The sequence below is a fragment of the Endozoicomonas atrinae genome, from assembly GCF_001647025.1.
Classification (GTDB): Bacteria; Pseudomonadota; Gammaproteobacteria; order Pseudomonadales; family Endozoicomonadaceae; genus Endozoicomonas; species Endozoicomonas atrinae.
In genome coordinates, this window is the sequence record NZ_LUKQ02000620.1 from 1 (window position 1) to 982 (window position 982).

The following is a 982-nucleotide window of genomic DNA, read 5'->3' on the forward strand; positions in this document are numbered from 1 at the left end:
ACGCCTGATGCTGAGTATCGCTCTGATGAGCTTTATCACGAACTGTCCATCGACGAACTCGAACGTGGACTGGATGGCCGCAAGCCCGCACAGGTTGACCCAGACGTGGCGCGGGCCAAAGAAGAAGCGATGCTCAAAGCGGAATGGGAAATGGAGTACGCCCAGGTCAACAAAGGCCAGCTCTCGCAAGAAGCGTTCGTAGATTTCTACGGCCCCGACCTGCTCAAGAAATTCGACTTCGATAAATTCAATGCCTGGAGAGCCAGACAGGAATCCGGCAAACCCACACGCGCACGCACGCCCGCGCACGCGCCCGCACGCGTAGAACCCACGACGCAACCTCTCGACGTCGAGGAACCCAGTGCGTCGATCGAAGCAGGAACACCGGACTCACCCTCTGACGCGATCAAGCAGTTCATCAACGGTGACACCGGAGCCATCAAGCGTTATGTCGAGGCTAATCAAGCCCAGATGCCCGTCACCGAAGAACCGGCAGCCCCGACACGTTCCCTCAATCTGCCCGACGAAGACCCCGCCCCCGACTACAAAATCTCCGAAGGGGCACCGGCCTCCGCTGGCGATTTCAATCAGCCAGGGCCAGGGTATCGCCGCGCCATTAAAGCCACCGACGCAAAAGGCAACACCTACTACCGTGTTCACGGTGCGGAATCCAAGGGCGCAACCCCAGAAGAATCCTTCACCGCCATGCTCGGCAAGAGCAATCTCACCTGGGAACGGGGCGTGGTCGAATCCAAAGTCACCGGCAGTCGCAAGGCCGACAACCAGGAACGCGCCGCGCAGTCTTGGATCGCAGACGCCGATCAAGACCACCCGAGAGAACTCAACCCCGTTCAGGACGTCAAGGCACAGGCCGAGGCCGAGAAGATCGGCAAGTCCACCAAGGCCACGCCCTTCGAAGAGCTGGACAACATCAAGATCAAGCTCTCACTCAAGCGGCATATCAAAGCGTTGAATGTCGCGG

At 59.2% G+C, this 982-nt stretch carries 1 protein-coding gene; it reads left to right on the forward strand.

All coding sequences use genetic code 11. The features are described from left to right. A partial coding sequence (locus tag AK963_RS34120; protein ID WP_175404745.1) for a hypothetical protein occupies positions 1 to 982 on the forward strand: 982 nt, incomplete at both ends.